The following is a 20,044-nucleotide window of genomic DNA, read 5'->3' as shown; positions in this document are numbered from 1 at the left end:
TCTTTCCACTTTCACTGCCTTTCATCTCCCCAAGAGGTATCTATATGGACGATCTACTTACAACCCTAGCGCTTGCCTACCACTACCCCCAACCGGGCTCCACCAGGGCCCTGTGGAAGAGGCTAAAGGATCTACCAAAATCAAAATCGAGGGCCAAAGACCTGCTCGAGCGCTTCCTCAAGGCCCTCTCCGGGCTCAAACTAGCCGAGCGCGAGGAGCTTTTCACCCGCACCCTCGAGCTCACCCCGCTCACCGCGCCTTATATCGGCTATGCCGTCTACGGCGAGGACTACCGGCGGGGCCGCCTAATGGCTGAACTCAACGCGGCCTATCAGGCTCTGGGAATAGATGCCGCGGGTGAGATTCCCGATCACCTGATCCCCGTCCTGCGCTACCTGGCTGTAGACCCAGAACCCCTACCCGAGTTACGCCAACTGCTGGAGCCGGCCCTGCACCAGATGATTCAGACCCTCAAGACTCTCGAGCCCAGCAATCCTTATCTGATGCTGTTGGAAGCGACGCTAGAGGCCGTTAAACCCTACACCAAAGCCCCCGACTTGCAACTGCCTGTGGTGATGGGTTCGCTCTTCGGCAGCCTATCCAAAGGAGGGCACGAATGAACTGGAACGTACTGCTGTTTCAAGTCTTTCCCTATGTGGCGCTGGCACTCCTCTTTGTCGTCAGCTTCCAGCGGATGCGCGGTAAGCCTTTTAGCGTCAGCAGTCTCTCGAGCCAGTTGCTCGAGCGCAAGCTGCTCTTTTTTGGCTCGATCCCCTTTCACTGGGGCATTCTGATCATTCTGCTGGGGCACTTGCTGGCCGTTCTGGTACCACAGGGCCTCCTGTGGTGGAATGCCGTGCCCATCCGACTCTTTCTGCTAGAAATCACCGGCCTGGCCCTGGCCTTGTGGACGCTGGGGGGGCTGCTGGTGCTGCTCTACCGCCGGCTCTCCAACCGGCGCATCCTGGCCGTAACCCGCCCCTCCGATGTAATCGTGCTGCTGCTGCTACTGGTCTCGGTGGTTACGGGTGTTCTCACCGCCGTGCTGTACCGCTACGGCTCCTACTGGTTCCCCTCGGTCTTCACCCCTTACCTGTGGTCCATTCTCACCCTGCGCCCCCGGCCCGAGCTGGTAGCCGACCTGCCCTTCTGGATCCAGCTCCACGTCTTCAACTTCTGGGTCTTGCTGGCGCTGTTCCCCTTTACCCGACTGATTCACATCATCACCGTACCGCTGGGCTACTTGTGGCGGCCCTGGCAGTTGGCGATCTGGGTACGCAAACACCGCCGCCCCGCCGTACCCACCGCTGCCCGCCCATCTGCCCAGCCTCAAACTGCCGAAAAAGGGGGTGCTTATGGTACAGACTAACCCCCATGCCAATTCTTCCGAGCGCAAGCAGCGCCTGGAAGTGCTCACCTTCTCTACGTTGGGTTTCACCCTAATGTTTGCCGTCTGGTTGATGTTCGGGGTGCTGGGCATCCCCATCCGCAAGGAGTTCGGCCTGACCGACGTACAGCTTAGCTGGCTCTCGGCGGTGGCCATTCTGAACGGCTCCATCTGGCGGCTTGTGGCGGGCATCCTCACCGACCGCTACGGGGGCAAGGTGGTCTTTACCGCCATGCTGCTCTTCACTGCCATCCCGGCCTACCTGGTCTCCCAGGCCAGCAGCTTCGAAGCACTCCTGCTCTATGCCTTCCTGGTCGGCTTTGCGGGTAACGCCTTTAGTGTGGGCATCGCCTGGAACGCAGCCTGGTTCCCCAGGGAGCAGCAGGGGTTTGCCCTGGGGGTGTTCGGGGCCGGTAATGTGGGGGCCAGCGTCACCAAGTTCATCGGCCCGGCCATCATCGCTTCGGTACCGGCAGCAGGCTACCTAGGTGGGCTGGTACCGGGCGGCTGGCGTTTTGTGCCCTTTCTATACGCGGTGTTGCTGGTCTTGATGGCCCTGGCCATGTGGGTTTTTACACCCCGCATAGATCGCAAGCCCGGTCAGGGTCGGCCCCTCCTGGAGATGCTGCGCCCCCTCAAGAACATCCGGGTCTGGCGCTTTAGCCTTTACTATGTGGTGGTCTTTGGGGCCTACGTGGCACTCTCGGCCTGGCTCCCCAAGTATTACGTAGATGTTTTCGGGCTACCCCTCTACCAGGCCGCCCTGCTCACCGCCCTGTTTATCTTCCCGGCCAGTCTGTTGCGCCCGGTGGGGGGCTACTTCTCCGACCGCTACGGGGCCCGGCGGGTGATGTACTGGACCTTTGGCACCATGCTTTTTGCCACCTGGCTCCTGTCCATGCCCGACGGGCACATCGTGTTGTATCTGCCCAGCCGGATCGAGCCCGACGGCATGCGCGAGGTCATGCACTACACCATGACGGTCTGGCCCTTTACCCTTCTGATTTTCCTGGTCGGGGTAGCCATGGGCATCGGCAAGGCTGCGGTGTACAAGCACATCCCCGAGTACTTCCCCAAAGATGTGGGGGCGGTAGGCGGTCTGGTCGGCATGCTGGGTGCGCTGGGTGGGTTCTTCCTGCCCCCGCTCTTCGCCTACGCCCAGGCCTGGACTGGGTTGCCCCAGATGACCTTCGTGGTGCTGTTCATCCTCACCGCCATCAGCGCCATCTGGATGCACCTTACGGTTATCGCCATGCTCAATCAGGCTGCACCGCACCTCCGGGGCAAAATCGAGCACCACCCCGAGGGGCACTGAGGGCACGGGTCAGAAGATGCACAAGGCACTACGGGACGTACGGAGATAGCCAATGTTACCTGAACCCATCGAAATCTTGCTGCAAAGCCACAACCAAGGCCAGTTTTTCCCGCCCTTCGACCACCCCGTCCTGGCCGTGGTGACCTGTATGGACTTTCGCATCCACCTGCACATGCCCGAAAACTTCGCTTTCGTGTTGCGCACCGGGGGGGCCAACCCCGCACCCGTAGAGCCCTACCTGGCCTTCTCGGTAGCCCGCATGGGCATTGGGGCCATCGCCCTGATTGGGCACACCGACTGCGCGATGCAGTACCCCGACCCCTATGTGCTCAACCACCTACCCACCCACGAACACTATATCCAGCGCTACCGCGCCCAGATTGCCGCGCTGGCTATTGGCGAGGTAGAACCCTTTACCCGGCGCCAAGCCCGCAAACTGACCGCACGGCTGGGGCTTCCGGTCGTACCGCTTCTGTACCGCGTGGAAGACCACCGCCTGGTCGTTTTGGATGCCCATACCCCAGCACATGAGGCTGCTTGGGTGGGCCTCGAGAGGAACCCATGAACCCTTCCAAACCCCTTCCCACCACCTGGCTAACCCGATGGGAGCCCGAAGACCCCCAGTTTTGGGAAACCCAGGGTAAAGCCTTGGCCTGGCGTACCCTCTGGATTACCACCTTCAACCTAACCCTGGCCTTTATTACCTGGTTTGTGGTGAGCGCCCTGGTCGTGCGCCTACCCAACGTGGGTTTTCAGCTCAGCACATCGCAGCTTTTCTGGCTGGCCGCCATGCCGGGGCTGGCCGGGGGCACCCTGCGCATCATCTGGACCTTTTTGCCGCCCATCCTGGGAACCCGCCACCTGGTCACCTACTCCACGCTGCTACTGCTGGTGCCCTTACTGGGCTGGGCCTGGGCCGTGCAAAACACCGCTACTCCGTTCTGGGTTTTGATGGTGCTGGCTTTTCTGGCCGGGATTGGCGGGGGCAACTTCTCGGGCTTTATGCCCAGCACCAGCTACTTCTTCCCCAAAAAGCTACAGGGCACAGCCCTGGGGATTCAGGCTGGGGTGGGCAATTTTGGGGTTTCGGTGGTGCAGTTTGTGACCCCCTGGATTATCGGCTTTGCCCTATTGGGCTCGTTGCTGGGCGACCCGCAAACCTTCACCAAGGGCGAGGTCGGCAAACCCATCTGGCTACAAAACGCCACGCTGGTGTACGTGCCGCTGGTGCTGATGGGAGCAGCATTGGCCTGGCTCTGGCTAAAAAGCGTGCCGGTGCGGGCCAACTTCCGCGAGCAGTTTGATATCTTTGGCGACAAGCACACCTGGATCATGACCAGCCTCTACATCATGACCTTCGGCTCCTTCTCGGGTTTCTCGGCCACCTTCCCCCTGCTTATACGCACCGTGTACGGCAAGTTTGAAGGAGCCCCCGACCCCCTGGCCTTTGCTTTTCTGGGGCCGCTGGTGGGCTCGCTTATCCGGGTACTGATGGGCCCCCTCACCGACCGCTACGGCGGGGCCATCTGGACACAAGTAAGTGGCATTGGCTTGCTTATCTCGGCCATTGGCGTCACCTTCTTTCTGCGGCCCGTTTCCCTCGAGCAGTTCCCTTGGTTCGTGCTCTTTATGTTGCTGGTCTTCCTGTTTGCCGGCATTGGCAACGCCAGCACCTTCAAGCAGATGCCCATGATCTTCGAACCGCGCAAGGCCGGCGGGGTGATCGGCTGGACCGCCGCCATCGCCGCCTATGGCCCCTTCGTGTTCTCCTCCCTGATTGGGGCCATTATTGGCAGCACCGGCTCTGCTGTCGGCTTTTTCTATGGAGCTGCGGTTTTCTATGCCCTAAACGTGTTGCTCAACTGGTATTACTACACCCGCAGGGGCGCTGAAAAACCTTGTTAAGCTCCCCCTTCTATGCAAGCGGGTTCACACAAATCTGTTACCTAGAGGCCTCGTAGCAAGGCCTCTTTCACTTTGCGTACCCGGCCAGTGCGAATACCAACTCTGCGCGTATGTGCCACTAGGTGCGCACGAGGGTCTTTTCCTCAAGTCCCTTGCAGGAATCCTCGAGCTCCCATCACCCAACACCGGTCATTCCGACGAAGGAGGAATCTGATACGGCACGGACACGACCGATTTCCTTGACCACACCCCAACAGATTCCTCGGCCAGCTTTGCCTCGGAATGTGTGTTTTCCTCGTAAATCAGACTTGCCAGTAAAGCGCCAAAAACCGACAAAGATACTTGATTTATATTCTATAGCTTGCTAGCTTTGGGGATACGCGGCCCCAGGGCGGCCTGCTTGCGCTACGCACATGGTCTATGGTCTGTCCAAACCCATCCCCAAACCCCTGCTGGCAGTAGCGTTGCTGGTGGGCGCGGCGGTGCTGTTGCCGCTCCTATACCTGGTACTGCGGGCGGCCCAGGCCGAACCCCAGCAGCTTGCCGAAATTGTGCTGCGGGAGCGTAACCTGCAACTCTTGGGCAACACCCTGGCGCTGCTGGTGGGGGTGATTGCCCTCACCACGGCCCTGGCCCTCCCGCTGGCCTGGGTGACCAGCCGTACCAACCTGCGGGGCAAACGCTTCTGGACAGTTTTGTTGGTCTTGCCGCTGGCGGTGCCGGGGTACGTGGGGGTGTTTGGCTTCTTTGGGGCTACTGGGGCCGGCGGCTGGCTCGAGCACCTCCTGGGCTTCCCCTGGCCCCGGCCCACCGGCTACCTGGGGGCCTTGGGGGTGCTGACCCTTTTTACCTATCCCTATCTGTTTTTGAACCTGCGGGCGGCGCTTCTGGGGCTGGACGCGGGCCTCGAGGAGTCGGCCCGCAGCCTGGGGTATAGGGGCCTCGAGGTCTTCTGGCGGGTGGTGCTACCCCAGCTCAGGCCGGCCTTGTTTGCCGGCTGGCTCCTGATTGGCCTGCACGTGCTGGGCGACTTTGGGGTGGTCAGCCTGGTGCGCTTTGAGACCTTCAGTTACGCCATCTACTTGCAGTACTCGGCCTCCTTCGACCGGGTCTACGCGGCCTGGCTCTCGCTGATGCTCATTCTGCTCACCGGAAGCCTGCTCTGGCTCGAGGCCCGCCTGCTCAAAAACCTCTCCCTGAGCCGGGTGGGTCTGGGCAGCGCCCGAAAACCCCAACCGGTACGCCTGGGGTTCTGGCTGCTGCCCTCGCTGGGCCTGATGGCGGTGCCCATTGTGGGGGCCCTGGTGGTACCGCTCACCTCCATTGGGTACTGGCTGGCGCAGCACCCCAGCACCTATGTCAATGGCCTGGGGGGTATTCTGGAAGCCCTGCGCAACTCCGTGCAGGCCGCGGCTCCAGCCGCATTTTTGGCGGCCTGTCTGGCGCTGCCGCTGGCCTACCTGGGGGTGCGTTACCCAGGCCGGCTCTCGAGGCTCCTGGAGCGCGCTGCCTACATCGGCTATGCCACCCCCCCGCTGGCTTTTGCCCTGGCCCTGATCTTCTTCAGCCTGCGCGGGGTACCTTTTCTCTACCAGACCCTGGCCTTGCTGATTCTGGCCTATGCACTGCACTTCCTGGCCGAGGCCATCGGCCCCATCCGCAGCGCGCTCTACCAGGCTCCGCCCCGGCTCGAGGAGGCCGCCCGCAGCCTGGGCTATAAACCCTTGCAGGCTTTTTTGCGGGCCACCTTTCCCCTGCTGCGGCGGGGCCTGCTAGCCAGCATGGCCCTGGTTTTTTTGTCGGCGGTAAAGGAACTGCCCCTCACCTTCTTGCTGGCCCCGGTAGGATACTCCACCCTTTCAACCCGCATCTGGGGCTACACTTCAGAAGCGATGTTCGCAGAGGCCGCCCCCTATGCCCTCCTGATCGTGCTATTCTCGGCTGGACTGGTGGGCCTGCTGCTTTCCCAGGAACGACGATGAACACCCAACACGCCCTACGCCCCACCACTCCTACCCAAGCCCACACCCCCATCCTGCGGGTGCAGGGCCTGACCAAGCGCTTCCACCCCGACTTTCCCCCGGTAGTAGAGGACGTGGGTTTTACGGTGGAGCAGGGCGAGGTGTTTGCCCTGCTGGGCCCCTCGGGTTGCGGCAAGACCACCACCCTGCGGCTCATCGCCGGTTTCGAGCAGCCGAACAGCGGCCAGATCTGGCTGGAAGGGCGGGAAATTACTAGACTGCCCCCAGAGGAGCGGGGCATCGGCTTTGTGTTTCAGGACTATGCCCTATTTCCGCACCTGAGCGTGTTTGAGAACGTGGCCTTTGGTCTGCGTCGCCTGCGGGGCCCAGCGCGGCAGGCCCGCGTCCTGGAGGTGCTGGGTCTGGTAGGCCTTAACGTCTTCAAAGACCGCAAGCCCGGCGAGCTTTCCGGGGGCCAGCAGCAGCGTGTGGCCCTGGCCCGCGCCATCGCCCCCGGCCCCAAACTGGTACTGCTCGACGAGCCCTTCAGCAGCCTGGACGCCGCCCTGCGCCAGTCTACCCGCGACGAGGTGCGCGCACTCCTGAAGCAGGCGGGCATTGGGGCCATCCTGGTCACCCACGACCAGGAAGAAGCCCTCTCCATTGCCGACCGGCTGGCGGTCATGCGCAGCGGACAGCTCGAGCAGATCGGCACCCCCGAAGAGGTCTATCACCACCCCCGCACCCCCTTCGTAGCCCAGTTTCTAGGGCGCACCAACCTCATTCCGGGCGAAGCCAGGGGCCTCGAGGCCGAGACCCCACTGGGGCGTATCCTCCTCTCGGAGGAGGCCCAGGGCGCGGTGCTGCTCTCGCTGCGCCCAGAAGGGCTGAGCCTGGCAGCCCCGCTCGGACACCTGGGCATTTCCGCCAAGCAGTTGGAGGGCACCGTACTGGCTCGAGAGTTCAAGGGCCACGACATGACCTACCGCGTCCAGCTCGGCAGCCGCGAGTTGATTGTGCAGGAAAGCCCGGAAAGCCGCTTCTACCCCGGCGATAAGGTGCGGGTGCTGGTACGGGCCAAGGCCGTGGTGGTAGGGCGGGGTAGGTAGAACGCCCATGAAGCGTTGCCGATACAATGTCAATCGCTTTGGAAGACCTCGAGCTACCCAACCCCTCACTCAGGCGCATCCTGCTCACCCTCGAGTACGACGGAACCCATTTCGCCGGGCTTCAGACCCAGGCCCAGGGCGAGCGCACAGTGCAACAGGAACTCGAGGCCGCCCTTAGCAAAATTCCCGGTGCAAGGCCCAAAATATGGCCCTGTGGCCGCACCGATGCCGGGGTGCACGCCCTGGCCATGCCGGTGCATTACGACACCCTGGACAACATCCCCACCGAAAAAATCCCCTACGCCCTCAATTCCCTCCTGCCCCCCGATATCCGGGCCCTTGCCGCAGAGGAAGTCCCAACCGATTTTCACGCCCGCAAAAGCTGCCACTGGCGCGAGTACCGTTACCGCATCCTGCAGCGCCGCATGCCCCCCGCCTTAGACCGCCACCGGGTCTGGTGGATTCCGCATTCGCTCAACCTAATTCCCATGCGGCATGCGCTGGAATTCCTGGTAGGCACCCGCGACTTTCGGGCCTTCGCTGTAAAGGAAGAGCGCGCCACCATCCGGCAAATCTACCGTACCCATCTGGAAGTGTGGCCTACCGAGGGTGGGCGGGAAATCTGGATTGAGTTTGTGGGGTCGGGCTTTTTACGTGGCCAAGTGCGCAGCATGGTGGGCACGCTGGTAGAGATTGGGCTGGGCAAGCGCGACTCGAGCTCCATTGCCACCCTGCTCGAGGGTGGTACCCGCAAGGATGCAGGCACCACCGCTCCCGCCCACGGCCTCTACTTTGTACGTGCTGGCTACCAGCCCTACCACTAATGAGTGTGTTTGTTATCGGCCTTGCCAGTAAAGCCGAAGATACAGCCGCAACGCCTCTACAGGAGCCCTGGAGAGGTCTACGCCCAGACGCAACTGGTTATTCCAACTATAGGCAGCCCCGATCAGCAGTTTGCGCGGCTCTTGCAACCAGGCCTGAAACCGATCCTCGGGCAGAAAGGGGCTGTTCTCGCCCAGGTAGTCCCATTCAGGGTTCCACCATAAGAGCCCTTCAACCCGGCTTTTATCCAGGGCCTCCACCCAAGCTTGGGTATCGGCATCGCAAGGGCACTGCAGCACCAGAGCCAGCGCCTGGCCCAAGAGGAGCGGCAGGGATAGGGTGCTCCACAAACCCCGGTCCCACTGCCAAAAGAGCTCCACTTCCCGACCTTGCAGACCCAGGCGGGGAATGAGGCGGATGGAGGGCTCCTGTTCTCCCAAACCATTGGGTACCTGCACAACTTCAACAAATGTACCCACCTGGAAAATATCCGCCCTTCCCCCCACAAAACCCTGTCCCCCAGCCCACCCCGCGTTGGGCAAGTAGGCCAGCTCGAGACCCAGCCAGGGTGCCTCGGTGGGGTTGTAGCGGGTAAACACCCCCCAGCGTCCGTCCCGCCCCAGCAGGGTATCGTCCCAGGGACCGCTGTAGTCGCGGCGCTTGCCCAGGCTTAGCCCAAACTCCCCCCAATGCATCTCTGCAAAGGCCTCCAGGACGCCAAACTGCACCGATGTCTCGTACCACAGGCCGAGGTCGGCCTGGTAACGCACGCCCTCCCACCGGGTCTGGGCTTGCAGACGCGCACCCAGCGCCAGCCCCATATCGCCTGACCTCGACTGAATCGAGTAGCTCAGCCCCCACTGCACAAGCCCGGAGGGCCGCAGGCAGACCACCTTTTCTTCTGGAACCACGCAGTCCCACGAAACCCTGAACTCGGAACCATCCTGGGCAAAAACAAGCTGCGAAAAAGCCAAAAAACTTGCCAAGAACACAATACGCATTCCCCTACAATACAGCCCACCCGACCCAAACCCAGGCCGAAATCCACACCTAGCCAGCGGATAGCTTTAACCACGAGGCCTCCTGGCCTCCCGAATTCAGAACCCACCAGTTTACAACCTGCTGCGCGGGTCGAGGGCATCCCGTAGTCCGTCGCCCAGGTAGTTGAAGGCCAGCACCGTCAGGAAGATCATGAAGCCCGGCGCCAGGGCCAGCCAGGGTGCAGTGAAGATGTACTCCTGGGCTTTGGTGAGCATGTTGCCCCAGGTTGCTACGGGTGGTTGAATCCCAAACCCCAGGAACGAAAGCGCCGCTTCGGTCAGAATAGCTCCCCCGATTGCCAGGGTAGCGTTCACAATCAGCGGCGCCAGGGTATTGGGTACCAGGTGACGGAACATGATGCGGGCTTCCCCAGCCCCCAGGGCCTGGGCCGCCGTGGTAAACTCCTGCTCTCGCAGGCTCAATACCGCGCCCCGGATCAGCCGCCCCGTCCCGATCCAGCCAAACAAGACGATGATGGTGATGATGATAAAGACCGAGGCCGACTCCCCAAACACACCCTGTGCCCACTGCCCCACTACCCCTTGGGTGTCCCGCAAGAGTGCCGAGAGCACCAGTAGCAGGGGAAGCTCGGGGATGGTCAGCATGAAATCCATGAAGCGCGAGATAGCGACGTCCAAGTCGAGCTTACTCTGACCCAAAAGCCCCCAGCCCGCAATGAACAGAGCGACACCCCACACCAGGGCCAAACCCAGCAGCGAAAGCACGTTGTTGAGGGTGAGGGTACCCGAAAACAGCGCCTGGACGTTCGAACCCGACAATACCCAGGCCAGATCGGCGGCCAGGAACAATAACCCGTACAGAAGCACCCACGAAGCTACCCTCCACACCGCAAAAGGCCACGGCCTCCAGCCACCCGCAGCCTTGGCCAGGGGCCCCATGTAAAAACGAAGGGGACGACCCGAAAAGTAGCCGGCAATAACCCCCAGGGTAGTACCCAGCAAAGCCGCGGCAAAGGCAGCCACAAAGCCCACCAAGAGCGATATGCGAGCACCATAGATGATGCGGGAAAGCACATCGCGGCCTAGCTCATCGGTGCCCAACCAGTGCTCTCGAGTGGGACCCAGGAAGTAGTAGTCGGCCAGGTTTTCGCCCGAAGGTTGAGCCGTGGGACTGTAAGGCGCAATCCAGGGAGCAAAAATCGCCATCAGCACCAAAGCGATTACAACCCCCAGGGAAAACATTGCGGCCTTGTGCTTGCGGAAGCGGCGCCAGGCCAGCGCCCACGTGGACTGGGATTTTTGTTGAGAAGCGGTTGCAACAGCAGCCATAAAGCCCCCTAGCTATAGCGGATGCGGGGGTCTACCACCGCATACATCAAGTCGGCCAACAGGTTAAAGGTAGCCGTCAGCAAGGCCAGAAAAGCCAAAGCCGCCATTGCCACGTTGTAGTCTTTCTCCACCAGGGAGTCGAAAATGGCCCGCCCCATGCCGGGGTACGAGAAGATCGTCTCGGTGATAACTGCACCCCCAAAAACACCCGGAATCGCCAAACCCACCAGCGTCACGATGGGGATAAGGGCGTTGCGCAGGGCGTGTTTGTAGAGCACGATACGCTCACCCAAGCCTTTGGCTCGAGCCGTGCGCACATAGTCTTGGTTCAAGACCTCGAGCAAACTCGCCCGCATGTAGCGCGTCCAGGAGGCCATCTGGATGGTGGAGAGGGCCAGCACCGGCAGCACTAGCTTGAAAGCCCAGTCGCCGATGAACTGGAAGAAGGTGATCTCGCCGTTGAGCACCTGCGACCACTGGAAGTCGGAGATGCTCTGCACCGGGAACTTGGGGAACCACGGTACCCGCTCCGGCAACCACACTGCAAAAATGAACAGCAGCAAGATGCCCAGGAAGAAAATTGGCATCGAGAAGCCCACGAACGAGAAGAAGGTGATTATGTAGTCGGCTCGGCTGTACTGCCTCACCGCCGAGAAAATACCCACCGGAATGGCTACCAGCAAGGCCAGGGTGAGGGCCGCACCCGACAGGACGAGCGTGCGCGGCAGACGCTGACCAAAAATAATCTGTCCAGCCGGCGAGGCGTAGGTGCGCGACTGACCAAAGTCGCCCTGAAGGGCCCGCCCCAGCCATTTGAAATAGCGCACGTAAATGGGCTGATCCAGACCGTAGGCACGACGCAACTGCTCGAGCTGCTCGGCAGTGATCCGTGGGTTCTGCTGGCGCAACTCATCCAGTGGGTCTCCCGGCTGTAAGGCCAGCAGCGTGAAAATAACTACAGAAGCTGCAAACAATAACGGAATCATTTGCAGCAGTCGGCGAATCGTGTAAGCAAACACGCCCTATATTACCGCCCCATGACCCTTTTTGTATCTATCTGGCCTTTATACCCGTTATCCTCCAAATGGTTGATACCGTTTCCGCTTGAATCCTTCACCTGTGACTCCGTCCAACGGTGAAGGATTCAAGCCGACCGAAGGGAGTAGAAAAGCATTTCGGTAGTATCGTTTAGGCTTGCCGAAGTGAACGATACTGCCGAAATGCGTATGATTGGTGGTAGCCGTAGCACAAGCCCCCTCCATCTGGAGGGGGCTGGAGAAAAACCGGTGGGTGGACTTATTTGATGGGTTGGCCATATTTGGCCTGGTCATAGACCTTTTGGGCCCCTCGAGACTGCCAGCCAATCAGCCAGGGCTCGATGGTGGGGTAGGCCGAGTTGGCAAAGGTAGAAGAGACGTAGTTCAGCAATCCCACCCGGAAAACCCGCGCATCGGACTGGAAGTACATGGGAATCATGGCGACCTCGTTGGCCCAGATTTCCTGCATACGGGCGAACAACTGCTTACGCCGGTTTACATCGAACTCGGTAACCGCCTGGTTGCGCAAGCGGTCGAATTCCTCGTTGCACCAGCCCCCAAAGTTGAGGCCGCGGAAGCCGTTTTCACGGGTGGGCACATAGACCACCTTACCCTCCTCGTCGCGGCAGGCCGAGCGCACACCATCGTCGGCCTGGCCCATACTGAAGGCAAAGTGCAGGAAGCCTGTCCAGGTTCCTTCCTGGGCCCTCGAGCGGTACTGCGCTCCGAGTACAACTGCGCTGGGCGCGTTGTTGATGCGAACCGCAATACCCACCTGACGGTAGTTCTCGGCCACAAACTGCTGGATGCGCTCGCGCACCTGGTTACCGGCGGTGGTGGCCCACTCGATCTCGAAGCGCACCGTGCGGCCATCTACGGTGCGTTGCAGGATCCCATCGGGGCCGGGACGCCAGCCCAACTCGGCCAGCAGTTGGCGAGCGCGGTCGGGGTTGTAGGGGTATTTAGTCACATTTGGGTTGAACATGGGGTTTTGCGGGGCGACCCAGGTGTGCGAAACCGTGTACAGCCCTTCGAAGAAAGCCCGAGTGACGCCCTCGCGGTTCATGGCGTAAATCAGGGCCTGACGGGTCTTCACATTGTCGAGTTGGAGGTCTTTGACCCGCTGCACGTTGGTGAACTGGTTGATCTCTAGGTGCTCGAAGAAGGGGGTGGGCACCGACCAGATTTCGAAGCGGCCCGGTGCGCGGCTGGTGAGCTGCTTGCTGCGACCCTGGTCGAAGGAGATCGAGACGCTCGAGGCCGCATCAATCCCACCCCCCAGAATGGCCACCAGGAGCGAGTTGGTGTTCTGGATGATACGGTAGGTAACCCGCTGCACATACTTGTCTTCGCCACCTGGGGGCTTGATCCAGAAGCGCGGGTTGCGCTGCATCTCAATCGTGCTGCCCGGCACCCACCGAACCAGGGTAAAGGGCCCCGAGTAAACCATCCGGCCACTATTAAGGTACTGCGGGGTGGAAAACTGGGTAAAGAAGTTGCGGAAAATCTCGGCCTGCCGCGCGGCATCGGTGGTCTGGGCTGCCGCAGCTTTGGCCCTATCCCACTCCGAGCGCATGATGTGATTGGGGGCGTAGTAGACCTGGTTGATGTCCAGGTCGTAGAAGTAAGCCGGCTCGAGGCTCACCGTAAAGTTGCGGGCATCCCGCACCCGCAAAGTAGCTCGGTCGAAAAAGTCCACGTTGGTGGAGGGCACACCCCTGGTCTTGCCCATCTCGAAGTACAAGGCCACGTCCTCAGTGCTGATGGGCCGCCCGTCCGACCAGATCGCATCAGGCCGGATGGTGTAGTCGAGCTCGAGGCGACGCACCCCTGGACGCACGTTAACAAAGCGCAGGCGGTTGTTCTGCGCGGTCGGAACCTCCGTCACCACCACCGGGATCACATCCAGGTCGCGGTTGGTCTGCACAATAGGGGCAAACAAAAAGTTTTCGATCTCGAACTTGATGGACTGGTTCGAGATGGCATTCACCACATCTCCCGCCAGTACGCGGGGCTCCTGAGCTGCCCCGATTATCAGGCTGTTATCCTGGGGGCCTGCCAAAGCCAATCCACCCAGAACCATCAGCGCAATGAGCTTACGTTTCATCGCTCCTCCTCGTTAGCCAGTCTTTGGCTGGGCCTGATTGTATTGCCCCTTGGACGATTTGTGTACCCACTTGACAATCGGTCTTTATACGTGTATGCAGCTAGCTATTCAGCTTACGATCGCAGCCTTAATAAAGAGCAAAACCAGGGGACGTCCCCTGGTTTTGCGGTCTTTGAGTGAATTTTACTTGATGGCAATACCGCCGGCCTGGGCTTGGTCGTGGCGCTTAACCGCCCCACGGCTTGCCCAGCCAATCTCCCAGGAGTTCCAGCCGGGGTAACCGTTGCCGCCCGAGTAGGTCGAGGCCACGTAGTTGACCAGACCGGTACGGGTTACCAGGAAGTTGGAGCGGAAGCGCAAGGGCAGGGCGGGCAGTTCCTCGGCCCAGATCTCCTGCGCACGGGCAAAGAGCTGCTTGCGGCGGGCTTCGTCGAACTCGAGCACGCCCTGGCTGGTCAGACGGTCGAACTCGTCGTTGCGCCAGTTGCCGATGTTCTGTCCCGCGTAGTTGTTGTCCTTGCTGGGAATCTGCACAGCGCCGGTGTTGAGGTTCTTGTTCTGGAAGAGGCTACCATCTTCAGCCAGGCTGCTCACCCAGGCGAACATGAAGAACACCCACTTTCCTTCCTCGGCCCGCTGGATAAAGTCGTCGGCGAAGACCACCGCACTGGGGGCGTTGGCGGTTTTTACAGCAATGCCCACCTGGCGCCACTGCTCGATAAAGAGCTGCTGGGTACGCTCGCGGATGGCGTTACCGGCCGTGGTCACCCAGTCCAGCTCAAAGCGCACCGTACGACCATCCACGGTCCGTTGCAGGATACCGTCGGGACCGGGACGCCAGCCCACCTGGGCCAGCAGTTCACGGGCGCGGGCCGGGTTGTACTCGTACTTCTTCACATTGGGGTTAAAGAGCGGGTTGGAAGGCGCCACCCAGGTGTGCGAAACCGGCTCGGCCCCGTTGAAGAAGGCCTGCACCCAGGCGTCACGGTTGATGGCGTGCAACAGGGCCTGGCGGGTGCGCTTATCGTCCAGGGTCAGGTCGCGCACGCGCTGAACGTTGGTGAACTTGTTGATATCAATGTGCTCCCAGATGGCACCCGGGATGGCCCAGATATCGAAGCGACCGGGGGCGCGGGTGGTGAGCTGCTTGCTGCTAGCCTGGTCGGCCGAGATGCCCACGGTGGAGGTCGCGTCAATGCCACCACCCAGAATGGCCACCAGGAGCGAGTTGGTGTTCTGGATGATACGGTAGATTACACGCTGCACGTACTTATCGGCACCGCCCTGGGGCACGATGGCATTGAAATTGGGGTTGCGCGCCAGCTCGATGGAGCTGTTGGAAACCCAGCGCTGCACCCGGAAGGGGCCGCTGTAGACCATGCGCCCGGCGTTGATGGCTTGGTTCGAGCTGAACTGCTGGAAAAAGTTGCGGTACAGCTCGTTCAGGCGCTGGGCATCACGGTCGGGGTTGAGGGCAGCAGCCGCCGCCTTGACCCTCTCCCACTCGGGGCCCATCTTGTGCACCGGCGCGTACCCGATGGGCGAGCCATAGGTATCGTAGTAGTAAGCCGGCTCAAAGATGACGGTCATGTTCTGCTTATCGCGCACCCGCAGGTTGACCCGCTCCCAGTAGTCGGGGTTGGTGAGGGCCATCCCCTTGGCCTTGCCCACCTCGAAATAGAAGGCGAAGTCGTCGGTGTCCAGTGGATCACCATCCGACCAGCGCAGGTTGGGCTTGAGGGTGATGTCGATCTCCAGGCGGCGCTTGCCCCCGCCGATATCGGTCACCCGCAAGCGACGGTTAGCCAGCGTCGGCACCTCGGTGGCCAGCACCGCCTCGTTTTCAGCGCGCAGGTTCTGTACGATCAGGGGTGCAAAAAGGTAGTTTTCGATCTCAACCTTGATGGACTGGTTGGAGATCACACTCAGGAAGTCACCTCCCAGCACCCGCGGTTCTTGGGAAGCCCCAATCACCAGGCTATTGTCGGCTGGACCTGCCAGCGCTGCACCGGCCACCAAAGTTAGACCAAGTGCAACAATCTTGCTACAACGGTTCATCTAGCCTCCTTTGGGATTCTGCGCGGCAGAATCTTTTTTGCAATGGCATTTTGCCGCTACCATTATAGCCATCCAGGGACACCCGTCAAACCAGGGTTGATGAGTGGCCTCCGCCGATGGCTTGAGGTGTTTTTTAGGCCCGGGACGCAAATTCGACCGTACAAATGAAAACCATCCACCAAATGGCGGATGGTTGAGCCCATCAGAATATTGACTTGTAGTTTAAGTTACATTCGTTGAGGTTTTTTGAGTTGCCCGCTAGAAATTATGCCGGTGACAATCAAGACATGTATTACCTGTGAGCACGATAAATAAAAGCTTGGCAATGTGAATTAGCTGCTGCAGCAACCACCGCTGCCTTCGCCATCGGGTGCCTTGGCTCCATCGGTACGGAAGGAGTGCCCGCAGCCACAAGAAGAGGTGGCCTGGGGATTATTGACGCTGAAGCCACCACCCATCAGGTTTTCCACCCAATCCACCTGAGAACCCGCCAGCAACGGCAAGGACATCCGATCCACCACCAACCGCACACCCAGCATTTCTACAGTGGTATCACCCTCGAGCACCCGTTCATCTACCGCCATGCCGTACTGATAACCACTGCAGCCACCGGACTTGATAAACACCCGGATGGCCGCATCGGGCTTGTTGTACCGATTCAAAATCTCCTTGGCGCGCTCGGCCGCCAAGGGGGTAATGGAAAGCGCAGTCTGTTCCTGAACCACTATAAACCTCCTACCTCAAGATTAGCACGGCAACAAAGTCAAAACGTAAGCAGGTACACCCCCATCCATGGGTAGTATGTACGCATGGACATTGCCAAAGTTCAGCAAGCCCTGCAAGAAGCCCGCATCCCCGGTTGGTTACTCTACAGTTTTCAAGGCAGCAACGTATTGGCAATGGAAGCGCTGGGGCTACAGGGCCGGATGCTCAGCCGCCGCTTTGCTTATCTAATTCCGGCCCAGGGGGAGCCGGTGTTTATCGTCCATGCCATCGAGAAAACCAGTTTTCCTGACCTACCGGGCCGGTGGGTGGTCTTTTCGAGCTGGGAACAATTCGCCCAGGCCCTGCAAACCCATGTGGCTTCGCTGGGCCGCATTGCTATGGAATATCACCCCGGCGGGGGCATTCCTTACCTCTCACGCATTGACGCCGGAACCCTGGAGCTGCTGCGGGGTATGGGGCTCGAGGTGGTCTCTTCGGCGGAAATCCTGTTGCAGTTCCAAACCTGGACGCCCGCCGACCTGGCCGCTCACAAGCGCGCAGCCGCAGGGATCGAGGCAGCCCTTGAACACGCCCTGGGTTTTGTACGGGCCCGGCTCGACACCCCCCCCAGCGAGCTCGAGGTACAGGCTGAAATCAGCAAGGTGTTTGCCTCCAGAGAACTGATATTCGACCACCCTCCCATGGTGGCCTACGGCCCCAACGCCGCCAACCCCCACCACACCGTGGGGGAAAGCCGGCTCGAGCGGGGCCAGGTGATGCTGATTGACCTGTGGTGCAAAGAACCCGGCGGCCCCTATGCCGACGTAACCTGGATGGCCGGCTGGGATGTGTCCGATGAAATTCACCGAGCCTGGACGGTGGTGCGCACTGCGCGGGACACCGCGCTCGAGTTCTGCCGACAGGCCTATGCCTCCGGGCGGCAGCCCAGGGGGTTCGAACTCGACCGTGCAGCCCGGCAGGTGATCGAGCAGGCCAGTATGGGGGCCCACGTACTGCACCGCACCGGCCACCACCTGGGTTTTACTGCAACCCACGGCAACGGCACCCATCTCGACGACCTCGAGACCCACGACACCCGCCCCCTGATTCGCGGCCTGGCCTTTACCATCGAGCCCGGCGTCTATCCCGGCCCATTCGGTATCCGCAGTGAAATTAACGTCTTCCTGCACGAAACCGGCCCCGAGGTCACCACCCGCCTTCAAACCGAGATAGAGCGTCTGTAGAAGGTACTTGGCATGGATATCTTGGCCTTTGGTACCTAGCTTATGGCGTTGTATGCTTTCAACCGATGGAACGACCCTTGATGGTTTTTAGTGGGCAGTCCAACCTGCCTTTAGCGCAAGAGATCGCCGACAACTTGGGGGTTCCCCTGGGTAGAAGCACCACAGAGCGCTTCGCCAACGACTGCTTGTTTGTGCGCTATGAACAAAGCCTCCGCGAAGGCGATATATTCATCATCCAGTCGCTCACCCCACCGGTTCAAGACCACCTGGTGGAACTGCTAATGATGATAGATGCCGCCAAAAGCAGCAGCGCTGCGCGGGTTACGGCGGTGATTCCCTACTACGCCTACGCCCGCAGCGACAAGAAAGATGCCCCGCGCATCTCCATCGCGGCCCGACTGGTGGCCGATCTGATTCAGGCCGCCGGGGCCGACCGGGCGCTCACCATGACGCTCCACTCGGCCCAGGTACACGGCTTCTTCAAGGTTCCGGTAGACCACCTTTCGGCTGAGCCGGTGATTGCCAACTATTTCGCGACCCAGGTGGACAAGCTCGAGAACGCCGTGGTGGTAGCTCCCGACGCCGGCGATATCAAGCGGGCCAGCTCGCTGGCCCGGCGCTTGGCTTTGCCGATCGCCTTCATAGACAAACAACGCCTCTCCGACACCGAGGTGACCTCGAGGGGATTGGTGGGCGATGTGCGCGGTAAAACAGCCCTGGTAGTAGACGATGAAGTCTCGACAGCCGGCACCCTGGTACAGGCCGCCGAGTCGCTCACCCAAAACGGGGCCCAGGCGGTCTACGCCGCTTTCACCCACGGGGTATATGTGGGGCCGGCCATTGACCGTATCGAGAAAGGCCCCATCGTGGAAGTGGCCGCCACCAACACCTGTACCTACAAGGCACGGCCCAGCAGCAAAATCAAGCAACTCAGCGTGGGGCCGCTGTTCGCCGAAGCGATTTGGCGAATTCACCGGGGGGAGTCGGTCTCGAGCCTATTTACCTAAACCTTCAGTGGTACAGGCTCGCACCTGCGGTCTCGAGCTCATCTACCCAGCCTTCTCGGCCTCGCGAGGCCGGATGGCTTCGGCAATAAAAGCCCACAATATGCCGACCAGCAGCCCCAAGACCCCTGCAATGACAGTGAACAGCAGGGGCCTTGGAAAGCTAGGGCGAAGCGGTTCGGCTGGAGGTACGAGCACCTGCACCAGCAGAGCCTGGCTGACCAACTGGCCGATTGCTTGGGGTTGCTGTAAAAAGTCGGTCAGGGTGCCGATGCGGGCCTCGAGCTGGGCAATTTGCGAGCGCAGGCGCGACTCGTCGAGGCTCAGGCTGGTGTAGGCGGGGTTGGCCGCCCGCGCCGCCTGGGGATCGTTGCCCCGGGCCTCGAGGCCCGCGGCTACAGTTGCGTTGGAGGCAGCACGGTCGGGGGCCAAGCGCAACTGGGTCTGAATGCCCTTGAGTCCATCCTGCGCAGCCCGCAGGTCGAGTTGGGCCTGGGTTTGGGCCGCCCGAATATTGGCGCGGGCTCCTTCAACTAGACTATCTTCCAGATACTTACGGGCCACACTAAGGATACGTTCCGCTCGAGCCCCAGCCTCAGCAGACGTGCGGCCCTGCGCAGTGAGAAAAAGCAGTCCGCGCCTGTCATCGAAGCGGGCGCTGTAAAAACGGGTGGGGTCGGAGACCTCGAGCTGCTCCGCTAGCAAGCGAGTGTTTTGCAAGTCCACGAATCCCTGGGCTAGCCCTGGTAGGGAGGGTAGGTTGTTGAGGAGGCCCTGGCTGGACTGGTTGGCCAAACTGAGGCTCACTACCACCTGGCTGGTGTAGGTTTTGGGCCAGAGAAGGCTCCAAAGCAAAGTAACTAAAGCCAAGGCTACCCCTAGGCCTAGTATTTGCCACACCCGCCGTTTGAGAACCAGATAGATGTCGCGTAGAGATATGTCGTCGGAGGTTTCGGGCACTTGCTGTCTCACTGCATCATATTATCAGCCTTTTTGGGTTGGGTACATCAACATAACTCTCACCACGGTGGCTCCGGGAGGAGCAATACAAAACTTCTCT

At 60.7% G+C, this 20,044-nt stretch carries 17 protein-coding genes; 10 read left to right on the top strand and 7 right to left on the bottom strand.

Annotated elements, in window-relative coordinates; all coding sequences use genetic code 11:
* Positions 1 to 44 precede the first annotated feature (44 nt).
* From WKI89_RS11535 to truA, 8 genes are all read left to right on the top strand, one after another.
* The gene (locus tag WKI89_RS11535; RefSeq protein ID WP_337869776.1) at positions 45 to 620 is read left to right on the top strand and encodes a nitrate reductase; all 576 of its coding nucleotides are present in this window, start codon (positions 45 to 47) and stop codon (positions 618 to 620) included.
* Positions 617 to 1,369, top strand: a complete 753-nt coding sequence (gene narI / locus WKI89_RS11530) for a respiratory nitrate reductase subunit gamma (protein WP_337869774.1) — start codon at positions 617 to 619, stop codon at positions 1,367 to 1,369. Before WKI89_RS11535 ends, narI begins: the two co-directional genes overlap by 4 nt.
* Positions 1,356 to 2,702, top strand: coding sequence for a nitrate/nitrite transporter (locus WKI89_RS11525; RefSeq protein WP_337869773.1), 1,347 nt, complete (start codon positions 1,356 to 1,358; stop codon positions 2,700 to 2,702). The genes narI and WKI89_RS11525 overlap by 14 nt, the downstream gene beginning before the upstream one ends.
* A 52-nt stretch (positions 2,703 to 2,754) precedes the next feature.
* Positions 2,755 to 3,267, top strand: a complete 513-nt coding sequence (locus WKI89_RS11520) for a carbonic anhydrase (RefSeq protein ID WP_337869772.1) — start codon at positions 2,755 to 2,757, stop codon at positions 3,265 to 3,267.
* A complete protein-coding gene (locus WKI89_RS11515; protein ID WP_337869770.1) occupies positions 3,264 to 4,607 on the top strand; it encodes a nitrate/nitrite transporter in 1,344 nt (447 codons plus the stop codon). The genes WKI89_RS11520 and WKI89_RS11515 overlap by 4 nt, the downstream gene beginning before the upstream one ends.
* Positions 4,608 to 5,020: 413 nt before the next feature.
* Positions 5,021 to 6,589 carry an iron ABC transporter permease gene (locus WKI89_RS11510; protein ID WP_337869768.1) on the top strand — a complete coding sequence of 523 codons (1,569 nt, stop codon included), beginning with the start codon at positions 5,021 to 5,023 and terminating at the stop codon, positions 6,587 to 6,589.
* Positions 6,586 to 7,677, top strand: coding sequence for an ABC transporter ATP-binding protein (locus tag WKI89_RS11505; RefSeq protein WP_337869767.1), 1,092 nt, complete (start codon positions 6,586 to 6,588; stop codon positions 7,675 to 7,677). Before WKI89_RS11510 ends, WKI89_RS11505 begins: the two co-directional genes overlap by 4 nt.
* A gap of 26 nt (positions 7,678 to 7,703) precedes the next feature.
* Positions 7,704 to 8,501: a tRNA pseudouridine(38-40) synthase TruA gene (truA, locus tag WKI89_RS11500; RefSeq protein ID WP_337869765.1), complete on the top strand. Its 798-nt coding sequence runs from the start codon at positions 7,704 to 7,706 to the stop codon at positions 8,499 to 8,501.
* A gap of 12 nt (positions 8,502 to 8,513) precedes the next feature.
* Here the strand turns inward: truA and WKI89_RS11495 are convergent, their stop codons facing one another.
* The 6 genes from WKI89_RS11495 to erpA all read right to left on the bottom strand — a co-directional run bounded on the left by WKI89_RS11495 (position 8,514) and on the right by erpA (position 16,759).
* Positions 8,514 to 9,500: a hypothetical protein gene (locus WKI89_RS11495; RefSeq protein ID WP_337869764.1), complete on the bottom strand. Its 987-nt coding sequence runs from the start codon at positions 9,498 to 9,500 to the stop codon at positions 8,514 to 8,516.
* Between the two features lie 111 nt (positions 9,501 to 9,611).
* Positions 9,612 to 10,829, bottom strand: coding sequence for an ABC transporter permease (locus tag WKI89_RS11490; RefSeq protein WP_337869763.1), 1,218 nt, complete (start codon positions 10,827 to 10,829; stop codon positions 9,612 to 9,614).
* Positions 10,830 to 10,837: 8 nt separating this feature from the next.
* Positions 10,838 to 11,848 carry an ABC transporter permease gene (locus WKI89_RS11485; protein ID WP_337869762.1) on the bottom strand — a complete coding sequence of 337 codons (1,011 nt, stop codon included), beginning with the start codon at positions 11,846 to 11,848 and terminating at the stop codon, positions 10,838 to 10,840.
* Between the two features lie 277 nt (positions 11,849 to 12,125).
* The gene (locus WKI89_RS11480; RefSeq protein ID WP_337869761.1) at positions 12,126 to 13,973 is read right to left on the bottom strand and encodes a peptide ABC transporter substrate-binding protein; all 1,848 of its coding nucleotides are present in this window, start codon (positions 13,971 to 13,973) and stop codon (positions 12,126 to 12,128) included.
* Positions 13,974 to 14,156: 183 nt separating this feature from the next.
* Positions 14,157 to 16,031, bottom strand: a complete 1,875-nt coding sequence (locus tag WKI89_RS11475; protein ID WP_337869759.1) for a peptide ABC transporter substrate-binding protein — start codon at positions 16,029 to 16,031, stop codon at positions 14,157 to 14,159.
* Positions 16,032 to 16,363: 332 nt separating this feature from the next.
* Entirely contained in the window at positions 16,364 to 16,759 is a 396-nt protein-coding gene (gene erpA / locus WKI89_RS11470) for an iron-sulfur cluster insertion protein ErpA (RefSeq protein WP_337869788.1), read from the bottom strand.
* A gap of 81 nt (positions 16,760 to 16,840) precedes the next feature.
* Here erpA and WKI89_RS11465 point away from each other — a divergent pair, with 81 nt between their 5' ends.
* Together WKI89_RS11465 and WKI89_RS11460 are read left to right on the top strand one after the other, a co-directional pair.
* Complete coding sequence (locus WKI89_RS11465) at positions 16,841 to 17,980, top strand: M24 family metallopeptidase (RefSeq protein WP_337869757.1); 1,140 nt, start codon at positions 16,841 to 16,843, stop codon at positions 17,978 to 17,980.
* Positions 17,981 to 18,045: 65 nt separating this feature from the next.
* Positions 18,046 to 18,987 (top strand): ribose-phosphate pyrophosphokinase, encoded by a 942-nt coding sequence (locus WKI89_RS11460; RefSeq protein ID WP_337869755.1) that lies wholly within the window; start codon positions 18,046 to 18,048, stop codon positions 18,985 to 18,987.
* 42 nt (positions 18,988 to 19,029) lie between these two features.
* Here the strand turns inward: WKI89_RS11460 and WKI89_RS11455 are convergent, their stop codons facing one another.
* A complete protein-coding gene (locus WKI89_RS11455; RefSeq protein WP_337869753.1) occupies positions 19,030 to 19,956 on the bottom strand; it encodes a Wzz/FepE/Etk N-terminal domain-containing protein in 927 nt (308 codons plus the stop codon).
* Between the last annotated feature and the right edge of the window lie 88 nt (positions 19,957 to 20,044).

Origin of the sequence: Meiothermus sp. (assembly GCF_037443965.1) — a bacterium.
In the GTDB taxonomy this organism is placed as follows: Bacteria; Deinococcota; Deinococci; order Deinococcales; family Thermaceae; genus Meiothermus.
This window is presented reverse-complemented; position numbering and strand designations above follow the sequence as displayed.

Coding starts and splice junctions, on each gene's coding strand:
- WKI89_RS11495 (WP_337869764.1), bottom strand. CDS start 9,500: ATGCGTATTGTGTTCTTGGCAAGTTTTTTGGCTTTTTCGCAGCTTGTT.
- WKI89_RS11475 (WP_337869759.1), bottom strand. CDS start 16,031: ATGAACCGTTGTAGCAAGATTGTTGCACTTGGTCTAACTTTGGTGGCC.
- WKI89_RS11465 (WP_337869757.1), top strand. CDS start 16,841: ATGGACATTGCCAAAGTTCAGCAAGCCCTGCAAGAAGCCCGCATCCCC.
- WKI89_RS11535 (WP_337869776.1), top strand. CDS start 45: ATGGACGATCTACTTACAACCCTAGCGCTTGCCTACCACTACCCCCAA.
- WKI89_RS11505 (WP_337869767.1), top strand. CDS start 6,586: ATGAACACCCAACACGCCCTACGCCCCACCACTCCTACCCAAGCCCAC.
- WKI89_RS11460 (WP_337869755.1), top strand. CDS start 18,046: ATGGAACGACCCTTGATGGTTTTTAGTGGGCAGTCCAACCTGCCTTTA.
- WKI89_RS11480 (WP_337869761.1), bottom strand. CDS start 13,973: ATGAAACGTAAGCTCATTGCGCTGATGGTTCTGGGTGGATTGGCTTTG.
- truA (WP_337869765.1), top strand. CDS start 7,704: ATGTCAATCGCTTTGGAAGACCTCGAGCTACCCAACCCCTCACTCAGG.
- WKI89_RS11520 (WP_337869772.1), top strand. CDS start 2,755: ATGTTACCTGAACCCATCGAAATCTTGCTGCAAAGCCACAACCAAGGC.
- WKI89_RS11490 (WP_337869763.1), bottom strand. CDS start 10,829: ATGGCTGCTGTTGCAACCGCTTCTCAACAAAAATCCCAGTCCACGTGG.
- WKI89_RS11525 (WP_337869773.1), top strand. CDS start 1,356: ATGGTACAGACTAACCCCCATGCCAATTCTTCCGAGCGCAAGCAGCGC.
- WKI89_RS11510 (WP_337869768.1), top strand. CDS start 5,021: ATGGTCTATGGTCTGTCCAAACCCATCCCCAAACCCCTGCTGGCAGTA.
- WKI89_RS11515 (WP_337869770.1), top strand. CDS start 3,264: ATGAACCCTTCCAAACCCCTTCCCACCACCTGGCTAACCCGATGGGAG.
- narI (WP_337869774.1), top strand. CDS start 617: ATGAACTGGAACGTACTGCTGTTTCAAGTCTTTCCCTATGTGGCGCTG.